The 19128-nt window shown below is 72.2% G+C and carries 14 protein-coding genes; 5 read left to right on the top strand and 9 right to left on the bottom strand.

What is annotated here, in order from left to right; translation table 11 throughout:
* Window positions 1-61: 61 nt before the first annotated feature.
* The 4 genes from OIE47_RS30235 to OIE47_RS30220 all read right to left on the bottom strand — a co-directional run bounded on the left by OIE47_RS30235 (window position 62) and on the right by OIE47_RS30220 (window position 4685).
* On the bottom strand, window positions 62-1108 hold the full coding sequence (locus OIE47_RS30235; RefSeq protein ID WP_326557926.1) for a zinc-dependent alcohol dehydrogenase family protein: 1047 nt from the start codon (window positions 1106-1108) through the stop codon (window positions 62-64).
* Window positions 1109-1165: 57 nt separating this feature from the next.
* Window positions 1166-1774, bottom strand: a complete 609-nt coding sequence (locus tag OIE47_RS30230) for a hypothetical protein (protein WP_326557925.1) — start codon at window positions 1772-1774, stop codon at window positions 1166-1168.
* An 88-nt stretch (window positions 1775-1862) separates the two neighbouring features.
* Window positions 1863-3029 (bottom strand): MFS transporter, encoded by a 1167-nt coding sequence (locus OIE47_RS30225; protein WP_326557924.1) that lies wholly within the window; start codon window positions 3027-3029, stop codon window positions 1863-1865.
* Between the two features lie 216 nt (window positions 3030-3245).
* Window positions 3246-4685 (bottom strand): condensation domain-containing protein, encoded by a 1440-nt coding sequence (locus OIE47_RS30220; protein ID WP_326557923.1) that lies wholly within the window; start codon window positions 4683-4685, stop codon window positions 3246-3248.
* A 387-nt stretch (window positions 4686-5072) separates the two neighbouring features.
* On the opposite strand from OIE47_RS30220, the gene OIE47_RS30215 reads away from it, so the two are divergent.
* The 3 genes from OIE47_RS30215 to OIE47_RS30205 are packed head-to-tail and all read left to right on the top strand — an operon-like array spanning window position 5073 to window position 9960.
* On the top strand, window positions 5073-6614 hold the full coding sequence (locus OIE47_RS30215) for a class I adenylate-forming enzyme family protein (RefSeq protein WP_326557922.1): 1542 nt from the start codon (window positions 5073-5075) through the stop codon (window positions 6612-6614).
* Complete coding sequence (locus tag OIE47_RS30210; protein WP_326557921.1) at window positions 6611-9703, top strand: non-ribosomal peptide synthetase; 3093 nt, start codon at window positions 6611-6613, stop codon at window positions 9701-9703. Before OIE47_RS30215 ends, OIE47_RS30210 begins: the two co-directional genes overlap by 4 nt.
* Complete coding sequence (locus tag OIE47_RS30205; RefSeq protein WP_326557920.1) at window positions 9700-9960, top strand: acyl carrier protein; 261 nt, start codon at window positions 9700-9702, stop codon at window positions 9958-9960. Before OIE47_RS30210 ends, OIE47_RS30205 begins: the two co-directional genes overlap by 4 nt.
* A 77-nt stretch (window positions 9961-10037) precedes the next feature.
* Here OIE47_RS30205 and OIE47_RS30200 read toward each other — a convergent pair whose 3' ends face one another.
* From OIE47_RS30200 to OIE47_RS30190, 3 genes are all read right to left on the bottom strand, one after another.
* Window positions 10038-10901, bottom strand: a complete 864-nt coding sequence (locus OIE47_RS30200; protein WP_326557919.1) for a TylF/MycF family methyltransferase — start codon at window positions 10899-10901, stop codon at window positions 10038-10040.
* 68 nt (window positions 10902-10969) lie between these two features.
* The gene (locus OIE47_RS30195) at window positions 10970-12160 is read right to left on the bottom strand and encodes a glycosyltransferase family 4 protein (protein ID WP_326557918.1); all 1191 of its coding nucleotides are present in this window, start codon (window positions 12158-12160) and stop codon (window positions 10970-10972) included.
* Between the two features lie 229 nt (window positions 12161-12389).
* Window positions 12390-12953 carry a general stress protein gene (locus tag OIE47_RS30190; protein WP_326557917.1) on the bottom strand — a complete coding sequence of 188 codons (564 nt, stop codon included), beginning with the start codon at window positions 12951-12953 and terminating at the stop codon, window positions 12390-12392.
* 250 nt (window positions 12954-13203) lie between these two features.
* Between OIE47_RS30190 and OIE47_RS30185 the strand changes: the two genes are divergently transcribed.
* Both OIE47_RS30185 and OIE47_RS30180 read left to right on the top strand, forming a co-directional pair.
* Entirely contained in the window at window positions 13204-14514 is a 1311-nt protein-coding gene (locus tag OIE47_RS30185) for a D-arabinono-1,4-lactone oxidase (protein WP_326557916.1), read from the top strand.
* A 193-nt stretch (window positions 14515-14707) separates the two neighbouring features.
* Window positions 14708-15910: a monooxygenase gene (locus OIE47_RS30180; protein ID WP_326557915.1), complete on the top strand. Its 1203-nt coding sequence runs from the start codon at window positions 14708-14710 to the stop codon at window positions 15908-15910.
* A 69-nt stretch (window positions 15911-15979) separates the two neighbouring features.
* Here OIE47_RS30180 and OIE47_RS30175 read toward each other — a convergent pair whose 3' ends face one another.
* Together OIE47_RS30175 and OIE47_RS30170 are read right to left on the bottom strand one after the other, a co-directional pair.
* Entirely contained in the window at window positions 15980-17653 is a 1674-nt protein-coding gene (locus OIE47_RS30175) for a CocE/NonD family hydrolase (RefSeq protein ID WP_326557914.1), read from the bottom strand.
* A 246-nt stretch (window positions 17654-17899) separates the two neighbouring features.
* Window positions 17900-18928 carry a LacI family DNA-binding transcriptional regulator gene (locus OIE47_RS30170; protein ID WP_326557913.1) on the bottom strand — a complete coding sequence of 343 codons (1029 nt, stop codon included), beginning with the start codon at window positions 18926-18928 and terminating at the stop codon, window positions 17900-17902.
* Window positions 18929-19128 lie beyond the last annotated feature (200 nt).

Raw genomic sequence — 19128 nt, 5'->3', positions numbered from 1 at the left:
CCGCCTTTTACCGGGTCGGGCCGCCGATAATCTCACCTCTGGAGCCCGACAATGCGGATGGTCAGGGCTCGATCAGGCGGATGCCTGCGGCACCGGGACGGTCCATCGTGGACAGTGCCTCGGGAGCCTGGTCCAGGCCGATCGCACCGGTGACCAGGCGGGCCGGGTCCAGCACCCCGCCGGTGATCAGACCGAGCAGCGCCGGGTACGCGTGCGCGGCCATCCCGTGGCTGCCGCGTACCTCCAGCTCGGCGCCGATCACCAGGTCCATCGGCAGGGCCGGGGCACCGAGTACGGCCGGCAGCAGCCCGACCTGGATGTGCCGCCCCCGACGGCGCAGGCTCCGGATGCCGGCCACGCAGGTGTCGTGGCTGCCGAGCGCGTCCACCGACAGGTGCGCGCCCCCACCGGTGAGGTCGCGTACGGCCTCGGCGACCTGCGCCGGTCCGGCCAGTCCGGCGACGTTCACGGTGGCCGTGGCACCGCACTCGCGAGCCAGTGCCAGGGCCGGTTCGGCCAGGTCCACGGCCACCACCCGGGCTCCGCTCGCGGCGGCGATCATGACAGCGGACAGCCCCACACCACCGCAGCCGAAGACCGCCACCCACTCGCCGGCCGCCACCCGGCCCTGGCTCACCACGGCCCGGAAGGCGGTGGCGAACCGGCAGCCGAGCGCCGCCGCGACCCGGTAGTCCACCTCGTCGGGCAGGGGAACCAGGTTGACCGCCGCGTGGTCCACCACGACGTAGTCGGCGTACGAGCCCCACTGGGTGAAGCCGGGCTGGGTCTGGAACGCGCACACCTGCTGCTGTCCGGCAAGACACTCGACGCACCGGCCACAGCCGTAGACGAACGGGGCGGTGACCCGGTCGCCGACCCGTACTCCCGACACCCCGGCACCGACCTCGGCGACCACGCCGGCGAACTCGTGACCCGGCACGTGCGGCAGGCGGATGTCCGGATCGTGGCCCTGCCAGCCGTGCCAGTCACTGCGGCACAACCCCGTCGCCTCGACCCGTACCACGACGCCGTCGACCGGCGGGGACGGATCCGCCACCGTACGGACCTCGGGCCGGCCACCGAACTCCTCGAACACCACCGCTCGCACGGCCGCATCCTCGCACAGGCCCCTTCCCTGCCGGGGCGGTGACCTGGGCGGGATGGTTCAGGTCACCGGCGTGACGCTCGCCGGTGGGGTCAGGTTCCGTACGGTGCAGATGGTCCGGCCGTCGGCGTCGACCAGCTCGATCGAGTAGCTGCTGTCGCTGACGCCGGTCAGCCCGCTCGGCACCAGGAACCAGCCGCCGGTCACGGTGATGTCGGTCGACGGGCCGCCCCTGCTGATCCGGACGGTGGCGGCGGGCCACCGGCCGACCGTGCCGAACACGATCTCGTTGCTCCGGTTGAGCGTGACCTGGTCGTCGGTGCCGCCGCAGCCACCGAACCCGCTGACCCAGCCACTTTGCTCCTCCAGGTCGAGGTAGTAACAGCGAGGGGTGGTTTCGGAACTCGCCACGGGGTCGGTCACCCAGAGGGTGACCTCGGTGCCGCCGGCGAGTTCGTCGGTGCCGGCGAGCAGGTGCCGGGTCGGCGTCGTCGAGACGCCATCCTTCCCGAGCGCCCCGTCCGCGTACCGCTGCAACGCCTGGTCGACGCGCGTCTGCCGGTCCGGACCCGGCTCGTCCCGGTCGGCGCAGCCGGCCCCGACCAGGACGGTGGCCAGGAGTACGGCCATCGCTGATCGGGCTCGTAACACCACATGGTCACGCTGCACGCCACGCCTCCCCCGTCGGTGGTCGGCTCAGCATGCCTGTACCGACCGCCCGGCCGCGAGGCGGATTCGTCGACCACTACGGGGCAACCTAGTCGACCACCGCCGGTCTCGGGGTCCACCTGTGCAGCACGGCGACCGCCGCCGCACCCACCCCGGCCATGGTCAACACGGCGGCGGTCAGCGGCCCGATCGTCAGTACCGCGGCGATCAGCAGCGGCCCGCCGCCGTTGCCGAGGTCCGCGCAGAGCCGCCACGCACCGATGAACTGAGCCCGGCCGACCACCGGTGACACGTCCGCGCCGAGGGTCATGATCAGTCCGCTGCTCAGGCCGTTGCCCAGCCCCATCAGCATCGCCACCGCCGCGAGGCCGACAACGGTCGTGGCCAGCGGCAGCAGCGCGTGCGCCAGCCCGAGCAGGAACATCGACGGGATCGCGACGACCCGCCTCCCCCACCGGTCCATCGCCCGCCCTGCCGGATAGAACAGCAGCATGTCGACCGCGCCGGAGACCCCGAAGACGAGACTGAGCGTCGCCGGGTCCAGGTCGAGGTGGGCTCCCCACAGCGGAATCACCGTCTGGCGCGACGCGCGCAGGGCCCCGACCAGGAGGACCCCGAGGCCCAGGGTCCGCAGCACCGCGAGGTTGTCGCGGACGACGGCGAGCGTACGGACCTTCGCCGGTGCCGTACCGGGTGCCCGGTCGACCGGGAGGGCGGGCAGGACGAGCAGCACTGTCACCGCCACGGTGGCGGCGACCACGTGCACCCAGTACGCGCCGTCGGTGCCGACCACCGTCATCGTCGCCGCCCCGACGAAGGGGCCGATGAAGGCGCCGATCCGGCCCGCCCCGCCGAGGGTGGACAGGGCACGGGCGCGCAGCTCGTACGGCACCACCTCGGTGACGTACGCCTGCCGGGCCACTCCCCAGACGGCGCCGACCAGCCCGATCCCGGCCACCGCGACACCGAGCGTCCAGACGGAGGTGGCGAAGACACAGGCGAGCAGTGCCGGCACCACCAGGGCGGTGGACCAGACCATCGCCGGCCGCTCGCCGATCCGGGCGATCAACGCTCCCGCCGGTACGGCGCCGACGATCTGCCCGACGCCGATCAGGCCGACCAGGACGCTGGCGGCGCTGGCCGAGGCGCCGAGGGCGGTGCCGGAGAGTACGACCACCGGGGCGACCGCGCCCTGTCCGAGGCTGTAGATGACGGTCGGCAGGTAGACGGTCGGCCCGAGGGAGCGGATCGTCACCGGCGGCCGGGTCGACGGCGCCACCGCTTCGGGCCGCGCCCTCGCTTCGGCCAACGGCACCGGTTCGGGCCCCGCCACCGGTTCGGGCCCCGCGACCGCCGGCCCGCCGGACCGGCCGGGATCTCCGGCCCGAGACGATCATGCATCAGCTCAACCTAGCCGCCGGTCGTGGCGAACCGGTGGCCGGGATTGTGAACGGTGCCCCGCCCGACGGGGTCAGGGCGTGGCCACTCCCCCACCCGGCCGCCAGGGCCACGGGACCTCATCGACCGCCGCCCGGACCAGCAGCTCCTCCATGTCGTGCAGCAGCGCCACGGCCCGGTCCGGCGGCAGGTAACAGGTGTCGATGGTGAGGACGAGGCCGACCGCGCGGGGCGCGTCGACCATCTGGAGGCGGCACCGCCAGACGAACTTGTTCGCCGGCTCGGACCAGGTGAGCGTGGTCCGGGTCAGGGTCGCCCGCAGCGCCCGCTCGTCGAGATCCGGGCCGGCGGCACCGGGATCGCCGGGCAGCCGGATGTCGTTGACCAGGCAGTACGGGCCGAGCATGGTGAGGTAGTCGAGCCCCAGTTCGCCGAAGGCGCGCCGCATCGCGGGCGGGTCGTAGTACGCGTGCCGGTAACCGTCCATCGCGGCCTGCCCGGCCCGGGGCAACAGCCCGGCGAAGGACGGCCGGTCGGCGAGGTCGACGGCGATGAGGGCGAGTTGGTTGAGCTTGGCCACCGCGTCGTCGTGTCCGGGCTGGAAACGGTTGTTCGCCATGCTGACCAGCCCGCAGCGGAGGGCTTCGTCCCCGCCGACGGTCAGCGCGGCGGTCGCGGCGAGCAGCACGGTGGAGGTGCTGACCCGGTGCCGGGCGGCGATCATCCGGCTGGCCAGGTCGACCGCCTCGGAGACCATCGTCAGTCCCCGGTACCGAGGGGTGTGCGCCGGGCCGGTCGCCGCGAACCCACCCTCCGGCAGGCTCCCGAACTGCTTGGTCCAGTAGGAGATCGCCCGGTCCGAGCGACGGCGCTGCGCCCCGGCCTCCCGGCGGGCCAGGTCGATCGACTGGAGGCCCGGCGGGGTGTCGATCCTGCCGCGTACCAGCAGGAGGCGCAGGTCGCGCAGCACGGTCTCGGTGGCGTGAAAGTCCACCGTGGAGTGGCTGAGCACGAGCACGATCCGGCGTACCCGGCCGCCGACCACCACCAGGGCCACCCGCAGGGGCCACTCCTCGGTGTGGTCGAACGGAACGCGGCCCAGCCGTTCGCACACCTGGGCGGCGAGCCCGGCGCCGTCGTCGTCGGGCCCGTCCGGGTCATCGGTACGCCGGGCGTCGGCGTCGACCACGAGCAGCGGTAGCCGCCCGGAGGCGTACGCCTCCTGCCGCAGCTCGCCGTCGACGGGGCGTACCCGCGTCCGCAGTGACTCGTGCCGGGTGACCAGAGTGCCGATCACCTCGGCCACGTGCGGTACGTCCGCCGGAGAGCGCCGGGGCACGGTCACCACCCGGCAGAGGTTGAGGAAACTGTTGCGTGACCGGAAGTCGTCCATGGTCCACCACATGGAACGCTGGCCCCAGGTCACCGGCGCGGTTCCGGCACGACCGCCGGTGAAGTCGGCGTGGACCAGGTGCTCCGACTCGGAGCCGACCGGTTCCGCCACCCGCCTCATGCGCTCCTCCAACGACGTTTCCGTACGGCCCGGACGGTCGGTGCGTGACGGCCACGGGTGGCTGCGGCACGGGATCGTCCGGTGCCAGATGTTATCGCCAGCGGCCGGTTCCGCCGCCGGGTGCCGCTCCCCTGCTCGTGCGCGCAGACAAAGGAAAGCGCGTTCCCGGCGAATTCGTCCTATGTGGAGGGCATCAGTGTTTCGGTTCCAATCCGCTGCCCCGTTCGGCCGATCCCCGCCACCGGCCGCAGCGGGCACACTGCGAATCGGAACGCCGACCTAACACTGAGCGACGGTACGGCGAACCGCTGACCGACCAACAGACCAACGATGCGGCCGTGACACGGGGAGGCCCTCTGGCGTCTTCGTCGAATTGAGGCACACCGCGTGACAAACGACGGCGCATCCGCCGGCCGGACCGTACCCGAGGTGTTGAGTTGGCGGGCGGCCGTGCATCCGGACCGGGTGGCGATCGAGGTGCACCAGGTCGCGACGCTCACCTTCGCCGAATGGGACGCGGGCGCGAGTGCGGTGGCCACCGCACTCCGGCAACGCGGACTGGGTGCCGGTGACCGGGTCGGGCTGCTCTTCGGTGCACCGGACTGGGTGGACTTCGCGGTCGCGTACTGCGGGGTGCAGCGTGCCGGCGGGGTCGCCGTTCCCCTCTCCGACCGGCTCGCCGCCACCCAGGTACGGCAGGCGTTGGAGCACTGCGCGGCCACCACCCTGATCCACGGCCCCGGTACGACGCCGGCAGCAGCGCCGGTACGGGTCGCCACCGTCGCCGAACTGGTCGCGGCCGGTACGGCGGCACCACAACCGCACCCCGGCCCCGTCGTACGTCCCGGGGACCTGGCCCAGATCCTCTACACCTCCGGGACGACCGGCCGGCCGAAGGGTGTCGGGGCGACCCACGCGAACCTGACCGTGGCCGCACCCAGCCATCCCCGACGGCTGGCGTTGGCGCACTCCGAGCGGTTCCTGCACGCGTTCGCGATCGGCACCAACGCCGCCCAGACGATGCTGTTCAACGCGCTCACCGCCAAGCCGACCGCGTTGACCCTGCCGCAGTTCACCCCGGCCCGGTTCGCCCGGCTGATCGGATCCCCCGGCACCGGAACGGTTTTTGTCGTCCCGTCGATGGCGATCGAGCTGCTCAACTCCGGTGCGCTGGGCGGACGGGACACCTCCGGGGTGCAGTTGATCGGGTCGACGGCCGCGCCGCTGGCCCCGGCGGTCGCCGCCCGGCTCGCCACCGCGTTCCCGAACGCGGTGATCGTCAACTACTACACCTCGACCGAGGCGGCGCCCGCACAGACCACGATGATCTTCAACCCGGCCCGCCCGGACGCCGTCGGCCGGGCCGCCGCGGGCGCCCTGATGATCGCCGACGAGCAGGGGCGCCCCCTGCCCGAGGGCGCCACCGGGCAGGTCTGGCTGCGGTGCCGGCACCCGCGCGCGTACTACCGGGACGAGCAGGCCAGCCGGGCGACCTTCCACGGCGAGTGGGTACGGATGGGCGACGTCGGACGGATGGACGCCGAGGGCTACCTCTACCTCGCCGACCGGCACGAGGACGTGGTGAAGTCCGGCGCGTTCAAGATCTCCACCCTGGAGATCGAAGCCGCTCTGTACGAGCACACCGGGATCGCGGAGACCGCCGTCGTCGGAATCCCGCACCCGGTGCTCGGCAGCACCGTGGCCGCCGTGGTGGTCCCCCACCCGCAGACCCCGGCCGCCGACCTCTCCCTGCCCGCGCTGCGCGCCTTCCTCACCACGCGACTCGCCGACTACCAGCTTCCGACCCGCCTACTGGTGCTCGACCAGCTACCCCGCAACGAGGCCGGCAAGGTGCTCAAACGCCAACTGGTCGGCCAACTCGAACAGACCCGGACGACCCCGCACCGCCACCCCTCGGAGGGCCCGTGAACACCGCTGCGACGACGTACGCCCAACACGCCGTCTGGTTCACCGAGCAGGCCGGAGTGGCCGGCACGGCGTACCACCTGGCGCTCGGCGTCCGGTTCGGGGCGGGGCTCGACCGCCACGCGCTGACCGAGGCGTGCACCGCCGTCATCGGCCGGCACGAGGTGCTGAGCACGGCGGTCGAACCCGACCCCGAGGGCGTACCCCGGCTCGTCCCCGCCGTGGAGAAACTCGCGCTGACCACCGGCGAGCTTTCCGACGGGCGGATCCGCGCGGAACTCACTCGACCGTTCGACCTGCGCCGGGGACCCCTGGCCCGGTTCACCCTGCTGTCCGGTGCACCGGACGAGCACCTCCTCCTGGTCACCGCCCACCACCTGGTCTTCGACGGGATGTCCAAGGACGTGCTGCTCGGCGAACTGGCGTCGGCGTACCGCGCGGCGGTCGATGGCCAGCCGGTCGACTTCGGCCCCGCCCCCGACCCGTACGCGGGGCACGCGGCGGCCGAGCAGCACCGGGTCACCGCCGATCTCGCCGGTGCCCGGGAACACTGGGCCGCCCGGTGGTCGGCACCCGGCGATGTCCTGCTGCCCGGCCTGCACCGGGTGCCGACCGCCGCCGAGCCCGGTGCCAGTGTCGAATTCGTACTCGACCCGGACCTCGTCGCCCGGGTCGACGGTGCCGCCAACGACATCGGCGTGACCCGCTTCGAGCTGCTGCTCGCCGCGGTGCACACCCTGCTGGACCGGTACGGCAACCCGAACCTCCCGGTCGGCGTGGCGCTGTCCACCCGTACCGCCGCGACCGCCGGGCAGGTCGGGCTCTTCGTCAACGAACTGCCGGTGCACCCGCCGGCACCGGAGGCCACGTTCCGGGCCTACGCGCGGGCGGTCCGGACCGGCGTACGCGACCTGTACCGGTTCCGCCACGTACCGCTCGCGCAGGCGGTCGGGGGGCTGCGCCCGGCTCCGGCGTTGACCCCGGTGTCGGTCGGTTACCGGCGGCGCGGCCCCGCCCCGGACTTCGCCGTTCCGGACACCACGGTCGAGTGGACGATGTTCAACGACACGGCCCGCAACGCGCTGCACGTACAGATCGTCGACGGTCCGGACGCGGTCACCGTCAGCCTCCAGCACAGCCCGACCGCGATCGACCGGGAGTCGGTCAACCGGATCGGGGCGCACCTGCGGACCGTACTGTCGGCGGTGGTCGACGACCCGGACCGGCCGATGCCGACCGTGCCCCTGCTCCCGCCCGGTGAGCTGTCGGATCTGGTGCACGGGTGGAACAGCACCGAGCGCCACTACCCCGCCGACGCGGTTGTCCCCGCGCTCTTCGCCGCCCAGGTTCGGCAACGCCCGGACGTGGTCGCGGTGGTCGACGGGGACCGGCGGCTGACGTACGCCGAACTCGACGCGACCAGCGGCCGGCTCGCCGCGGTGTTGCGCGGGCGGGGAATCGGTGCCGGCCGGCTGGTCGCGGTCTGCCTGGACCGGTCGTGGCAGGCGGTCGCGGCGCTGCTCGCGGTGCTCCGCTGCGGCGCCGGATACGTGCCGGTCGACCCGGTCTACCCGCCCACCCGGCAGGCGATGATCCTCGCCGACGCGGACCCTGCGCTGGTCATCGCCACCGCGTCGGCCGCCGCCGCGCTCGATCCGCACCTACCGGTGCTCACCGTCGACGACCTCGACCCCGCCGACCCGACGGTCCCCGAGACCGGACCCCGGCCCGGTCCGGGCGACGTCGCCTACGTGCTCTACACCTCCGGCTCGACCGGTCGACCGAAGGGCGTCGCGGTCCGCCACGACGCCCTGGCGAACCTGCTGCTCGGCCTGCGGGACCTGCTCGGCGGTGAACCCGCCGACCGCTGGCTCGGGCTGACCTCGCTGTCGTTCGACATCTCCGCCGTCGAGGTGTTCCTGCCGCTGGTGACCGGCGCCCGGGTGGTGGTCGCGTCGAACACCCACGCCGCGGACGGCGCGGCCGTCTGCCGGCTGATCCGCGACCAGGAGATCACCCACGTCCAGGCGACCCCGTCCGGGTGGCGGGTCCTGCTCGAGGCGGGCCTCGGCCGGGAACCGGGGTTCCCGGTCGTGGCACTCGCCGGAGGCGAGGCGCTGCCGCTGCCGCTCGCCCGTGAGCTGCGGCGTCGGACCACCCGCCTGTTCAACGGGTACGGGCCGACCGAGGCGACGATCTACGCCACCGTCGCCGAACTGCCCGAGCACCCGGACCGGGTGACGATCGGCCGACCGCTGCCCAACGTCCGCGCGTACGTGCTCGACAACCACCTGCGTCCGCTGCCGGTGGGCGTGCCGGGCGAGCTGTACCTCGGTGGTCGGGGCGTGGCCGACGGCTACCTGCGCCAACCCGACCTCACCGACGAACGTTTCCTGCCCGACCCGTTCGGGGCCGGGTCGGCGCGGCTCTACCGCACCGGTGACCTGGTCACCCGGCTGCCGGACGGTCGGCTCGACTTCGTCGGACGGGCCGACCAGCAGGTGAAGATCCGTGGGCACCGGGTCGAGCTGGGCGAGATCGAGGCGGGACTGTCGGCACATCCGGACGTCGTCGCGGCGGCCGTACTGCTGCGTGGTGACGGAGCCGACGGGACCGAGGCGCGGCTGGTCGGGTACGTGGTGCCCAGGGGCGCCCCACCCGAACCGGCGACACTGCGTACGCACCTGGCGCGGACGCTGCCCGCCGCCATGCTGCCCAACGCGTGGGTGTTCCTGGACCGGTTGCCGCTCACCCCGAACGGGAAACTGGACCGGGCCGCGCTGCCCGAGCCGGCCCGTGAACGCGCCACCACCCCGCAGATCGCGCCGACCGACGCCGAGGCCGAGGCCGACGGCGACACCGACGAGGTCGTGGCGCGGATCCGGGTGATCTGGCAGGACGTGCTCCAGATCGGTGAGATCGGTCTGGACGAGGACCTGTTCGACCTCGGCGGTCACTCGCTCACGATCACCCGGATCAGCGGCCGGATCCACCAGCACCTGGGCGTGGAGGTGCCGCTGGACGTATTTTTCGACACCCCGACGATCGGGGAGATCGCCGAGTTCGTACGACGTTCGGGGGCGCCACGATGACCGGGGACGACGGGTTGCGCCGACGGCTGGCCGAGCTGATCCACGAGGTCACGGACGGGGCGGTCGGGACCGAGGACGTGCTGGTCAGCGGCGCCTCCCTGGTCGCGCTGGGCGTGGACTCGCTGGGCCTGCTCCGGCTCATCGACGCGATCGAGAACGAGTACGACGTCGAGCTGGACCTCTCCGGCACCGGCCGTGGCCTCAACACCCTCGACGACCTCGCCGCCCAACTCACCCCGCAGCGCTCGTCGACCTAGGGCAAATACGCGCTTGTTGATCTCCGACCACACGTATTTGCCCTAGATCGACGGGGCGGCGGCGCCGTCGGCGCTGGTCAGCGGGTGCGTTGCCAGTAGCGGCAGGTCCAGTCGACCTGGCGGAGTTCGTCGGTGATGCCGAACTCGGCGCGGAAGTCGTCGACGGCCTGGCGGCAGCCGCGTACGGCGTGGTAGTCGTCGATGATGACGTACCCGCCGACGGAGAGCTTCGGGTAGAGCGACCGCAACGCCACCTCGGTGGACTCGTAGAGGTCGCCGTCGAGGCGCATCACGGAGATCCGGTCGAGGGGTGCCGTCGGCAGGGTGTCCTTGAACCATCCGGGCAGGAAGCCGACCTGGTCGTCGAGCAGTCCGTACCGGCTGAAGTTGCCCTTGACCTGGTCCATCGACACCGCCAGGACGGGCACGCTCCACAGTGCGTCCTCGACGTCCTCGACCCGGCGCGGGTCGGGTTTGGGCAGGCCACGGAACGAGTCCGCGACCCAGACCGTACGGTCGTGGTCCCCGTACGCCTTGAGCATGGCGCGCATGAAGATGCAGGCGCCGCCACGCCACACCCCGGTCTCGATCAGGTCACCGGGCACGCCGCGTTCGAGCACGTCCCGTACGCAGTGCTCCAGGTTGTCCAGTCGGTGCAGGCCGATCATGGTCTCCGCGTCCGGCGGGCAGTCCCGGCCGACCTCGCGCGCCTGCGCGTCGAACGGGAAGCGGAGCACCAACTCCATCCCCCGCTGGTGCAGCAACCGCTGGCCCCGGCGGTACACCGCCCCCCGCAACGACCGGCGGCGGGGCTGGAACGGGGTCCAGGTCTCCCCGAAGGCGTACCGGGTCAGGGTCTTCTTGAGCAGGTCGAGGTAGAGCTGACGGGGATCGTCGGTGGTCGGCTCGGCGACCTGCGCCGGGGACAGGAAATCGGTCATCGTCGTTCCTTCGCTGAGATGTCTTCTGCGGTACTGGTTGTCGCGCGGCGGTCGCCACCGCCGGGTGGTCACGGCCCGGTGGGCCGATCGGGTCCTCGGGCGGTGGCCAACTGCCGCCCGGCGCCGGTCAACTCCTGCCAGACGTGGTACATGCCATCGGCGGTTCCCGCCCAGCTGAACTCGTCGGTGGCCCGGCGTAACCCCCGGCCGGCCAACTGTCGGGCGAGGTCGGGATGGTCACGCAGCGCGGCGAGCCGGTCGGCCAGGGCCACCACGTCACCGGCGGGATAGGTCAGACCGGCAGGGCCGATCACGTACGGGATCTCGCCCACCTCGCTGCCGACGACCGGTACGCCGCACGCCATCGCCTCCAGCAGCACCCGGCCGAACTGCTCCCGCTGCGGGACACCGGTCCACCGCAGCGGGCCGCGCCGGATCACCTCGATCGAGGGCAGGACCAGCACGTCCATCCGGGACAACAGTTCCGGCAGGTCGGCGTGGTCGGTCCAGCCGGCGAGGCTGATCCGGCCCGGTCGACGGGCGGCGGTCCGCTCGATCTCCGGATACAGGCTGCCGCCGCCGACCGCCAGCAGGTCGCAGTCGAGCAGATCCACGGCCCGGAGCAGGTCGTGCACGCCCTTGTACGGCTCCAGCCGGCCGACAAAACCCACGGTGAACCGTCGCGCCTGCGGTCGGGTCGCCGGACGGGGCCGGAACAGGGCGGTGTCGACCCCGAGCGGGACGATCGTCGCCGGCCCCCGGTATCCCCTGGCGCGCAGCACCCCGAGCGCCGCCGGAGTGATCGGGAAGGCGTGGTCGATGCTGTCGTACGCCTGCCGTTCGAGTCGCGGGAACGGCACCGGGAACCGCGTCACGACGTTCTGCGCCGCGTACAGGGTGAGCGGTGCGGTGGGCCAGTGTCGCTGCCGCATCCGGATGGCCTGCCAGCTGGTCAGGTACGTGGCCTCCCCGATGACGTGTACGACGTCCGGGTGCCGGCCGCCGAGCCGCCGGCCGGTTCCCGGTCGGAACAGCCCCGATGCCAGGTGCCCGGTCCGGTGCTCGCCCAGCAGGTGCGACACCAGGTGGTAGCGCAGGTTCGGTCGTAACCGGGCCAACCGGTCCAGGCGCCGGTGGGTCGACGCCGAGACGTCGGCCGCGAGCACCGTGAGCGTGACCTCGGGCCGGTCACAGAGCGCGGCGAACAGTTCGGTCCAGTGCTCGGTACGTCTGCCCGCCGCCGTCATCAGGACGTGCATGGTGGGTTGCCTTTCGAAATGCTCGGAGGTGGCGGTCAGGGCGCTCCCGATATTTCCCAAATCACTATGAACCACCTGACACGCACAAAACCACGCAACACGACAATTGGGCTCGCGGATCCGAGCCGGGGAGCGGTCCGGCCGGGCAGACCGGGGCCGGGACACGAAGGGGCCGCGCGACCGTTCCGGTCGCGCGGCCCCGGTGTGTCGGGCGTACGGGCGGAGCGGGCTAACCGGCCGAGCCGGACTCGCTGGAACGCCAGTTCAGCCGGACGATGAGCTGACGGGCCTCCTCGGCGTGCTCCGCGTCGACCGCGATCCCGTACTGCTCGGCCTGGAGTGAACTGCGCGAGGTGAAGTCACGCCGGCCACGGGTCATGGCGTGCGCGCTCGCGCCGAAGATCGCGCCCCAGACCGCGCCGATGACCACCGAGGCGATCAGCACACCGAGCCAGCCCGAACTGCTGAAGATGCCGAACAGCAGCCCGATGAACAGACCGAACCAGGCGCCGCTGGCCGCACCGGCCGACGCCGCGCGGCCGGTGGTCAGCCGGCCGATGACGTTCTCCACCAGCCGCAGGCCGGTGCCGACGATCGCGGTGTGCTGGACCGGGAACCCGCTGTCGGACAGGTAGTCGACGGCGCGCTGGGCCGAGGCGTAGTCGGGGTACGTCGCCACGGTCACCGTGGGTGGCGCCAACTCGGGTACGGCACCGCCGGCCGCGGGGAGCACCGGCTTGCCGGTGGGTCCGGGTGGCAGGTCGCCGGCTCCGGGAGTCGAGGGTGTGGTCATCATTGCCTTCTTTCGAGGGATGTCGATCAGGGTCGTACACGGTTTCCCGGCACCGGCGGTGTAGCCGGCGCCCCCGGATGTGCCGGTCTCGCCCCGGCCATCCGATCCGCCCGGTGATCGTGTCACCGACCAGGTTGGCGCGCACCTGTGCACGGGGCAATCTTGGTACGGTGTGCCGCCGCGCCCCCTGGCGGCACACGCCGGCTCCACCTCGGCGGGGCCGGTCCACCGCGCGCAGACAGGACCGCCGATGACGCCCGCACCGACAGCCGCCCCGACGCCAGACCCGGCGAGCGGACCCCGGACCAACTGGGCCGGCAACATAACGTTCGGCGCCCGGCGGTTCCACCGCCCCTCCTCGGTGACCGAACTGCGGCGGATCGTCGCCGGCAGCGAGCGGGTACGCGCCCTCGGCACCGCCCACTCGTTCAACCGGATCGCGGACACCCCGGGGGATCTCGTCTCGGTCGCCGGTCTGCCGGAGCGGGCGGAGATCGATCCGGAGCGCCGGACCGTCACGGTCAGCGCCGGGATGCGTTACGGCGAGCTGGCCGCCCGCCTGTACGCCGAGGGCTACGCCCTGCACAACCTCGGTTCGCTGCCGCACATCTCGGTCGCCGGGGCGTGCGCCACCGGGACCCACGGTTCGGGTGAGCACAACGGTGGTCTGGCCACCGCCGTCTCCGCGATGGAACTGGTCACCGCCGACGGTGAGCTGGTCACGGTCAGCCGGAACGCCGACGGTGCCGACTTCCCCGGCATGGTGGTGGGGCTGGGCTCGCTCGGCGTCGTCACCGCGTTGACCCTGGCCATCGAGCCGACCTACGACCTGCGCCAGTACGTCTACCGAGACCTGCCCGGCGAACTGCTGCGCGAGCACTTCGACGAGATCCTCGGCGGCGGGTACAGCGTCAGCCTGTTCACCGACTGGACCGGTGACCGGATCAACCAGGTCTGGCGCAAGCTCCGGGTCGACGGGTTCGACGCGGCGGCCGTACCGCCGGTCTGGTACGGGGCGACCCTGGCCGACGAGCCCCTGCACCCGGTGCCGGGCGTGTCCGCGGTGAACTGCACCGAGCAACTCGGCGTACCGGGTCCGTGGCACGCGAGGCTGCCGCACTTCCGGTTGGAGTTCACCCCGAGCAGCGGCGAGGAGTTGCAGTCGGAGTACCTGGTGCCCCGGTCCGAGGCCCGGTCCGCACTGGACGCCCTGGCCACGATCCGGCACCTGATCGCACCGGTGCTGCAGATCTCGGAGATCCGTACGATCGCCGCCGACGACCTGTGGCTGAGCCCGAGCTACCGGCGGGAGAGTGTGGCCGTCCACTTCACCTGGGTCAAGGACACCCCGGCGGTGACCCCGGTGCTGGCCGCGATCGAGGAGGTGCTGGCGCCGTACGGGGCGCGACCGCACTGGGGCAAGCTCTTCGGCACCGAGCCGGAGGTGGTGCGGGACCTCTACGAGCGCTGGGATGACTTCCGCCGGCTGCGCGATCGTTACGACCCCACCGGCACGTTCCACAACGCACTGACGGACCGGTACTTCCCCTCGGACCTGTAACGCCGATCAATACATGGGAAAAACTCGCTTTTATCCCCCGCTTTGTCCGATGTACGACATCGAAAGTGTCGCCGGAGATTCCCTTAATGTCCGCCCGGTACGCTGGCGCCCGGTCACAGAGCGACATAGCCCGCTCACAGCGGGTGGTGCCTGATCCGTTTGAACGGATTCCCCAGCCCGACCGGAGGCAGCCATGGAAATCGTCCGACCTGTCCAGCGCTCCCTCGGCACAGCCGCCCTACTCGGTGCCGTACTCCTGCTGATCACGTCCTGTTCGCTGAGTCCCGGGCCCGGCGAATCCGGCGCCGGAAAGCCCTCGCCCAGCGGTGCCGGACACGGTGGGCACGACAGCCGCTTCGACCCACCGGCGGCGGCCCCGCTGCGCGACGGGGAGCGCTTCGTCAACCTGTCCATGCCCCGGCCGTACACGCCCGCGGCCCCCAACGGCGGCACCGACGAGTACCGGTGCTTCCTGGTCGATCCGGGGCTGACCAACCCGGCCTTCCTGACCGGCAGCCAGTTCCTGCCCCAGAACACCGAACTCGTCCACCACGCGATCTTCTTCCGGGTCGGCCCGCAGAGCGCGAAGGAGGCCCGGGAACTGGACGACAGTACGCCGGGCGAGGGCTGGACCTGCTTCGGCAACAGCGGCATCGGAGACGACCTGGCCTGGGTGGCCCACTGGGCGCCCGGCGCGAACGAGACGCTGCTCGCGCCCGACCTCGGTTATCCGATGACACCCGGCAGCCAGCTCGTCATGCAGGTCCACTACAACCTGCTCGGTGCGCAGGCCGGTGCGGTCGGCTCCGACCGGTCCGGGATCCGGCTGCGGCTCACCGACGGCGGAGCCAACTTCGTGTCGCTGACCACCGACGTGATCTCGGCACCGGTCGAGCTGCCGTGCGCCGACGGCGAGTCCGGGCCGCTCTGCGAACGGCAGGCCGCCGTAGCCGACGTCAGGTCCCGGTTCGGTGACGCCGCCGGGGCGGCGGTCGACGAGCTCAACACGTACTGCAACGGGGGGCGGGCTCCGGTCGCCGGGGCCACCCAGCACTGCGACCAGGAGATCCGCAAACCCGCCACGCTGTACGCCCTCGCCGGGCACATGCACCTGCTCGGACGGTCGATCAAGGTGGAGCTGAACCCGGACACCCCGCAGGCGCGTACGTTGCTCGACATTCCCGCGTACGACTTCGACTCGCAGGCGATCCAGCCCCTGGTCGCCCCGGTGGCCGTCAAGGCGGGCGACAGGTACCGGGTGACCTGTACCCACGACGCGAACCTCCGGCGCCAGATACCCCAGTTGCAGCCCCTGCCGCCGCGTTACGTGGTCTGGGGCGAGGGCACCAGCGACGAGATGTGCATCGGCATCATCGTCACGTCCCGGCCCGTCTAGTCATCCCGTCCACCCCGTAGATCACCGTGCCCGAGTCGGCTGCACCCGGCTCGGGCACGGGCTCGGCACTCAGCTCGGGTCCGCCGGCGGTACCACCGGCAGGATGATCCGGGACGGTCGGGTCGCGTCGTGGTAGACGGTCTGGTCCGCGACCATCATCGCCGTTCCGGTCCCGCCGTTGTTCAGGTTGCGGTCCCAGCGCGGGAAGTTGCTCGACGTCACCTGGACCCGCACCCGGTGCCCACGGCGGAAGACGTGCCCGATCGACCACAGGTCGATCTCGTGCTCCCCCGGCTCCCCCGGCTCGGCGCGAACCCGGACTATCCCGTCGGTGAGGTTGCGGGAGACGCCGTCCGGGTCGACGTCGCAGAGCCGGGCCACCCAGTCGGTCCCCGGAGCGGTCGACCCGGCGACCAGCGCCACCCGGATCCGCCCGGTCACCTCCAGGTCGTCGGTGAGCGGAGCGCCGGTGTAGACCAGCACGTCCGCCCGGCGCTCGATCCGGTCCTGGTCGAACGGGCCGGGCGGATACTCGCCGGCCATCAGGATCTGACCGCCGTGCGTACGGACCGGGTCGGCGGGGTCGTACCGGAACGTGTCCGGCGCGGTCTCGGGTCCGGACGGTTCGTCGCGGAGGGTCCCGTCCGGGCCGAGGTACAGGGGCGTGTCCACCGCTCGGGCCAACGGCCACTGCGGCTCGTCCCGCCACCGGTTGACGCCGGTGATGAACAGCCGCACCGGCTGTTCCGGTCCGACCGGGCGGTCCGGCTGCAGCCACCGGTCGAACCAGTCGAGCTGCAGGTCGGTCAGGGTGGTCCGCAGGTCGAGGCTGCGCTCGTTGGCGGCCAGCCCGAAGTTGACCTCGCCCTGCTGGTGGCCGCCCTGACTGCGGTGCGACCACGGTCCGACGACCAACCGGGCGGGCCTACCGGCGGCGGCCATCGCGGCGTAGTTGTCCAGGGTGCCCTGGAGGAAGACGTCGTACCAGCCACCGATGTTGAGGGTGGGCAGGTCGATCTGGTCGTACTTGTCGGACACCCGGCAGGAGGCCACCGCTTCCGGGTCGGACAGCGCCCGCTGGTAGCCCAGGTCGGGGACCTCGTGCCGGGCGAAGGCCGGGAACGCGTCGGCGGGCAGTTCCCAGTATCCGCCGTCGGCCAGCGAGTCGAGCTCGGCCACCAGGGCGACCAGTCGTCGGTCACGTTCACCGGGAGCGTCGCGGAACCGGCGGCCGAGCTGGTTCGCGCCCTGTTGCAGCGACCAGTTGCCGCCGAGACCGAGTTCGATCGCCCCGCCCCGGCCGAACAGCCCGTCGAAGGGCTCCGACCAGGTGAAGGCGGGTGCGATGGCGGTCAGCTCCGGTGGCTTTCCGGCCGCCGCCATCCACTGGGCGTTGCCCAGGTAGCTGGGGCCGTACATGCCGACGAGGCCGTTCGCGCCGGGCAGGGTCGCGGCCCAGCGTACGGAGTCGTACCCGTCGGTCTGCTCGTGGCGCAGCGGCTCCCACTCCCCCTCGGACCGGTACCGCCCACGGGTGTCCTGGATGACCACCAGGTAACCGCGACGGACGGCGGCGAGCGGGTTGAGTCCGGCGAAGATGCCCGGATCCTGCTTGTTGTACGGCGTCCGGACGAGCAGCACCGGCCACGGGCCGCCCTGCGCGGGCCGGAAGACGTCGGCGCGCAGGACGGTGCCGTCGCGCATCCCGGCGGTTACGTCGAACTCGATCCGGACGTCTTCCATGGATCCGTCCCTTCCGGAGGTACGGGTCCGGGGCGGGCGGCGACCGCGCGAGTCCGGACCGTGGGAATAACGTTATCTAGAACCCGTTCCGAGGTGCCTGCACGATCGGATCGCCCGCCGGTCGTCCGACGGTCCTCCCGTCCGGCTCCGGCCGGTTGCGCGGAGGTTGCACTGCGGCGTTCGGGGCGGGGGCACGGGGGCCAGCCTACGACCCGGTCCCGGACCCGGACAGGGACCCCGTTGCGGCTACGGGCGCAGCTCGCCGGAACCGCGCGGGATCAACTCCACCGGCACGGTCACGCTCTGTACCGGCCGGGAGGGGTCGGCGGACCGGGCCAGGAGCAGCTCTATCGCGGTCCGCCCGATCGCGGCGCTGTCCTGCGCCACCACGGTGAGTGCCGGGCGGAGCAGGTCCGCGAGGAGGAAGTCGTCGAAGCCGACCAGGGCGAGCCGGCCGGCGTCGGCGCCGAGCCGCCGGAGCACCTCCACCGTGGCGGTGGCGTTGCCGGTGATCAGCGCGGTCGCCGGCGCCGGGCCACCGAGGGCGGTCTCCAGCGCGGCGGCGATCCGGGCCGGTTCGAGTGCGCCGGGGTGCACCATGCCGTCCAGCGGGCCGCCGTGCGCCGTGACACAGGCCCGGAAGGCGGCGGCCCGTTCCCGGCCGGTGAAGATCCGTTCGTGGTCGCCGATGTAGGCGATCCGCTGGTGACCGTGCTGGACCAGGTGGCGGAAGGCCAGGCCGATGCCGCCGGCGTTGTCCGAGAGCACGGTGTCGGCGGCCAGCCCACCGGTCGGCCGGTCCACCGCGACCAGCGGCATTCCGGCCGCGACCTCCGCGGCCAGGTACTGGTGGGTGACGCTGATCGGCTCCAGGATGATGCCGTCCACCCGGCGGCGGCACATGGACATCACCGCCTCGCGCTCGCGCTGCTCCTCGTCCTCGGTCGACATCGCCAGGACGGTGAGCTGGGCGGCCCGCGCCGCCTGGTCGACGGCGCTGAGCACCGGGTGGGCGTCGGCGAGGTTGCGGACCGCCGCCCCGATGGTCCCGCTGACCCCCCGGCGCAACTGCTGGGCCCGCTCGTCGGGCTCGTAGTCGAGCGCGGTGATGGCCGCCCGGATCCGGCTGACCAGGTGCGGACCGACGGTCGGGTCACCGTTGACCACCCGCGAGACGGTACGCAGTGCCACCCCGGCCTCCCGGGCCACGTCCCGCATGGTCGGCCGCTTGCGGCGGCGGTGCCCGGCGGTGTCCTGTGCCATACGCTCAGTCATCGCCGTGATTCTCCCTCTCGCCCTGCGGACTGCGGTGCCGCACCTGCTCAGTTTCGATCAGAGCAACAGTCTTGACACGCCCCGGAAACTTCCTATCCTCGGGATAACGTTATCTCAACCCGCCACCCTGGAACCCTCCCGGGGTCTGCCCCGCGAGCCAGCCTGGTACTCCAGCACCCCCCACCATGATCGCCAGGAGG

The sequence above is a fragment of the Micromonospora sp. NBC_01796 genome (assembly GCF_035917455.1).
Taxonomy (GTDB): Bacteria; Actinomycetota; Actinomycetes; order Mycobacteriales; family Micromonosporaceae; genus Micromonospora_G.
This window is presented reverse-complemented; position numbering and strand designations above follow the sequence as displayed.